Source organism: Streptomyces sp. NPDC029159, from assembly GCF_055564055.1.
Map to the genome: position 1 here is coordinate 1 of NZ_JBVHWT010000032.1, position 4,750 is coordinate 4,750.

The 4,750-nt window shown below is 70.5% G+C and carries 3 protein-coding genes and 2 pseudogenes; all 5 read left to right on the plus strand.

Features of this window, described 5'->3' with window-relative positions; translation table 11 throughout:
* Nucleotides 1-105: pseudogene (locus tag ACZ4U4_RS30960) on the plus strand (roadblock/LC7 domain-containing protein); the annotation flags it as partial.
* Nucleotides 106-199: 94 nt separating this feature from the next.
* Entirely contained in the window at nt 200-607 is a 408-nt protein-coding gene (locus tag ACZ4U4_RS30965; protein ID WP_030289539.1) for a DUF742 domain-containing protein, read from the plus strand.
* Nucleotides 588-1,184, plus strand: coding sequence for a GTP-binding protein (locus ACZ4U4_RS30970; RefSeq protein ID WP_467881322.1), 597 nt, complete (start codon nt 588-590; stop codon nt 1,182-1,184). Before ACZ4U4_RS30965 ends, ACZ4U4_RS30970 begins: the two co-directional genes overlap by 20 nt.
* Nucleotides 1,185-1,555: 371 nt before the next feature.
* Nucleotides 1,556-4,648: a sensor histidine kinase gene (locus tag ACZ4U4_RS30975; RefSeq protein ID WP_467881325.1), complete on the plus strand. Its 3,093-nt coding sequence runs from the start codon at nt 1,556-1,558 to the stop codon at nt 4,646-4,648.
* Nucleotides 4,599-4,750 (plus strand): annotated as a pseudogene (locus tag ACZ4U4_RS30980) (roadblock/LC7 domain-containing protein); the annotation flags it as partial. The gene ACZ4U4_RS30975 and the pseudogene ACZ4U4_RS30980, both read left to right, overlap by 50 nt.

The window sequence follows — 4,750 nt, forward strand, 5'->3', positions numbered from 1 at the left end:
GACATCGGCCTCGTCGGCTACGAAATGGCCCTCCTGGTCGACCGCGCAGGCAACGTCCTCACCCCCGACCTACGCGCCGAACTCCAGGGCAGCCTGTTGCACTGAAGCGCCGCAGCACTTGTCCCGTACACCGCCGAACAGCCACCGGCCCAACCCGACGGCCGTCCCGCACAAGACAGTTGTCACGCCCGGAGGATCCATGACCCCGCCACCCACGTCGGACCCCTACGATGCCTACAGTCAGGCGTCGTACGGCGGCGAAGGCGACCAGCCCCTGGTGCGTCCCTACGCCATGACGGGCGGCCGGACCCGGCCGCGCTACCAGCTCGCCATCGAGGCGCTGGTCAGCACCACGGCCGACCCGGCCCAGGTGCCCGGCCTGCTGCCGGAGCACCAGCGCATCTGCCACCTGTGCCGCGAGGTCAAGTCGGTGGCCGAGGTATCGGCGCTGCTGCACATACCGCTGGGGGTGGCGCGCATTCTCGTCGCCGACCTGGCGGAGGCCGGGATGGTGGCGATCCATCAGCCGGGTGGCAGCGGTGAGGCCGGCGGCACGCCGGACGTGACGCTGCTGGAGAGGGTGCTCAGTGGACTTCGCAAGCTCTGACGCCGCGTACGGGGAAGGCGCCTCGGCGCGTTCGACCACCTCGGCGAAGATCGTGGTGGCCGGCGGCTTCGGCGTGGGCAAGACGACCTTCGTCGGCGCCGTCTCGGAGATCAACCCGCTGCGTACGGAGGCCGTGATGACCTCCGCGTCGGCGGGGATCGACGACCTCAGCCACGTCCAGGACAAGACGACGACGACCGTGGCGATGGACTTCGGGCGTATCACCCTGGACCAGGATCTGATCCTGTATCTGTTCGGTACGCCGGGTCAGGACCGTTTCTGGTTCATGTGGGACGACCTGGTACGCGGTGCGATCGGCGCGGTCGTCCTCGTCGACACCCGCCGCCTCGCCGACTGCTTCCCCGCCGTCGACTACTTCGAGAACAGCGGACTCCCCTTCGTCATCGCCCTCAACGGCTTCGAGGGGCAGCAGCCGCACACGCCCGAAGAGGTGCGCGAGGCGCTCCAGATCGGGCCCGGTACGCCGATCATCACGACCGACGCCCGCCACCGCAGCGAGGCGAAGAGCGCACTCATCACGCTGGTCGAGCACGCGCTGATGGCCCGGCTCCGTTGACGGCGGGTCCGTCCGGAGCGTTCCGGGCGGACCCGCCGTACGGCGCGGCACCCGGGTGTGTCACCAACCATGTCACACGCTGTGTCGTTGGACACGCTGTCGATTGTGTTCATAACGTTTCGGCAGGCAATTGACCCGCCACAGACACACCTTGCGCACATCTGGCTCCGCTGCGCACACGCTTCCCCCGCATTTTGCCGTGGCTCGCCCTTAACGCCCCTTTTATCTGAGGTCTCCCCCGCCTCCCCCAGGCTTTGCTCAGTGTTTGGAAGGCACCCGTCCGACGTGCTGAAATTCGCTGAACTCCGAAGGAGAGACGCCCAGAAGAAACGGCACAGCACGACGTGTCGCGCCGAGAGGTTGTTGGTCGAGTGAGGCGAAGCAAGGCGAGCCCCGAGCCGCGGGAGGCCCGGCGGGGCAACTTCACCCCGCCGTCGCGCAGTACCGGCCCGGCTCCCCAGGCGCCCGAGGCCGCCCCCGCCCCGCCCGTTTCCGGTGGGAAGCCGTACTCCCCGCGCAACTGGCGGGTGGCCACCCGCCTCAACGCCATTCTGCTGATCCCGGTCCTGCTGGCCCTGGTCTTCGGCGGGCTGCGGGTCAACTCCTCCCTCGAAACCTGGCAGGACGCACAGGACGCCGAGGCCACCGCGAAGCTCGTCCGCGCCGCCCTCACCTACGGCAACGCGCTCATCGACGAGCGGGACCGCACCGCCGAACCCCTGCTGAGCGGCAAGAAGAACGACCCGGCCGTCGGGGACGCCCGCGCCGCGACCGACCGGGCCGCCGACGGCTTCCGCACCGCCGCGGAGTCGATGCCGGACAAACCGGGCCTCAAGCGCCGCCTCGCCGCGTTCACCACCGCCGAGAAGCGTCTCGGCGCACTGCGCGACGCCGCGTACTCCTCGGCGCTGCCCGGCGTACGCACCGAAGAGGGCTACGTCGCCATCCAGCACCCGCTGATGGAGTTCGCCAACGAACTCGGCCTGGGCACCGGCAACATCACGTCCTACGGCCGCACCGTCTACGCCCTCTCCCTCGCCAAGGCCGCGGCCTCGCTGGAGCGCTCGATCGGCGTCCACCTCCTCGTCGACCCGGCCACCGGCACCACCCACACCCGTCAGCTCACCGCCTTCGCGTCCTACCGCTACCTGGAGAACATCGCCATCGGCGAGTACACCTCCGGCGGTATGCCCGAGGACGTCGAGCGGCTGAAGAAGGACACCGCCGCGCTCAAGGCCGCCGCCAAGGCGAAGAGCGCGCAGGCCCGGCGGGAGGCCGAGGCGGCCGGACGGCCGTTCCGTGCTCCCCCCTCCATGGACGCCATGGCCACCGCGATCGGTTCCGGCGAATCGCCGCGGGATCTGGCGGACCGCGGCATCACCCCCGAGGTCTGGTTCACGGCGGCCACCGGCGGCTTCGACATGTACCGGTCCATCGAGAAGGACCTCGCGGACAAGGCCGTCGCCGAGGCCGCGCAGATCTCGGCGGACGCCCGGCGGACCACCTTCACCGACACCGGCATCGTGCTCGCCGCCCTGATCGCCGCCTTCCTGGTGGCCGGTCTGATGGCGCGTCGGATGAGCCGCAACATGCGCACGCTGCGCACCGCGGCCTTCGGCATCGCCGAGCAGCGGCTGCCGCTCCTCGTCGACCAGCTCTCGCGCACCGAGCCGGGCCGGGTCGACACCCGGGTGCAGCCGATCCCGATCGGGACGACCGACGAGATCGGCGAGGTCGCCCGCGCCTTCGACCAGGTGCACCGCGAGGCGGTCCGGCTGGCGTCCGAGCAGGCGATGCTGCGGGGCAACGTCAACGCGATCTTCACCAATCTCTCGCGCCGCAACCAGGGTCTGATCGAGCGTCAGCTGACGCTCATCACCGAGCTGGAGAACAACGAGGCGGACCCGGACCAGCTGGAGAACCTCTTCCGGATGGACCACCTCGCCACGCGCATGCGGCGCAACGGCGAGAACCTCCTCATCCTCGCGGGCGAGGAGCCGGGCCGCCGCTGGGACCAGCCGGTCCCCCTCGTCGACGTCCTGCGTGCGGCCACCTCCGAGGTCGAGTCGTACGAGCGCATCGAGCTGGCCGGGATCACCGAGAGCGAGATCCACGGCCAGGCCGTCACCGACCTGGTGCATCTGCTGTCGGAGCTGCTGGAGAACGCGACCACGTTCTCCTCGCCGCAGACCAAGGTGCGGGTCTCCGCGACCCGGATGTCCGACGGCCGCATCATGGTCGAGATCCACGACAAGGGCATCGGGCTGACCGCCGAGGACTTCGCGGACATCAACCACAAGCTGGCGAACCCGCCGAGCGTGGACGCCGCGGTCTCCCAGCGCATGGGCCTGTTCGTGGTCGGCCGGCTCGCCGACCGGCACGGCATCCGCGTCCAGCTGCGCCCCTCGGGCGAGCAGGCGGGCACCACCTCGCTGGTGATGCTGCCGGACGCGATCACACACGGCGGTGGCGGCGACGGCCGGTTCGAGGAGGACTTCACCGTCCCCCGGACCGCGCCCGAGCGGCCCCGCGTACCTCGTCCGGACACACCGGGCACCGGCGACGCCGCGTTCACCACCCCCCACGCGGAGGGAGCCGGACACGACGGCATGAGCCGTTCACTGCTGCGTGAGGAACGTCGCGCAGCGCTGGAAGAGGCCCATGGAGCCCAACAGGCCGACGGGGGGCCACTGTTGGGCAACGCGGCGCCGGACCCTTTCGGGTACGGCGCGCACCCCGGGCCTCAGGCATATGCGGAAGCCGATCAACCGCAGTACGGCGACGGTGCCTTCGGTACCGAAGCTTTCCGGCCTGCGGTCGGCCCGCACCCCGCGGACCAGCATCCGTACGCCGCTCCCGAAGCACCCGTCACCGGCGGTGGGTTCGAACCCGCCGCCTACGATGGGCACTTCGGGGCCGAAGCGGAATCTGACCGGAATACACCCGCCGCTCCCGCCCACGCGTCCGAGCGCGTACCATTCGACCGTCCGGGCCCGTCCCCGAGCGACTCCCACTCGCTGACCGATGCCGGCCTTCCGCGCCGCGGAGGCCACACCGAGCAGGCGCAGCCTGCTGCGCAGGAGTGGGCGCAGCCCGGGGATCCGACGGTGCCCCCGCAGCAGTGGGAGGCGTCGGACCAGGTCCTGGACGGCTCCGAATGGCGCAGCTCCAACGACGAACGGTGGGAGCGGGCGGAGCGGCTGCGTGAGCCGAAGGCTGGCGGGGTCACCCCGTCCGGTCTGCCGCGACGGGTGCCCAAGGCCAACTTGGTCGAGGGTTCGGCGGAGCAGAGCCCGCAGGGTGGCCCCCAGGTCTCCCGGGCCCCGGAGGACATCCGCGGACGGCTGAGCAATCTGCGTCGCGGTGTCCAGCAGGGCCGCAACGCGGGGGCGGACCGCTCGGAGTCCCCCCACAATGACCAACAGGGCTTCGGCCCCGGCAGCACCTACGATCAGGAGCGTTAGTGTGAGCCCGATGAGCCAGGCGGCGCAGAACCTGAACTGGTTGATCACCAACTTCGTGGACAACACCCCCGGTGTGTCCCACACGGTCGTGGTCTCCGCGGA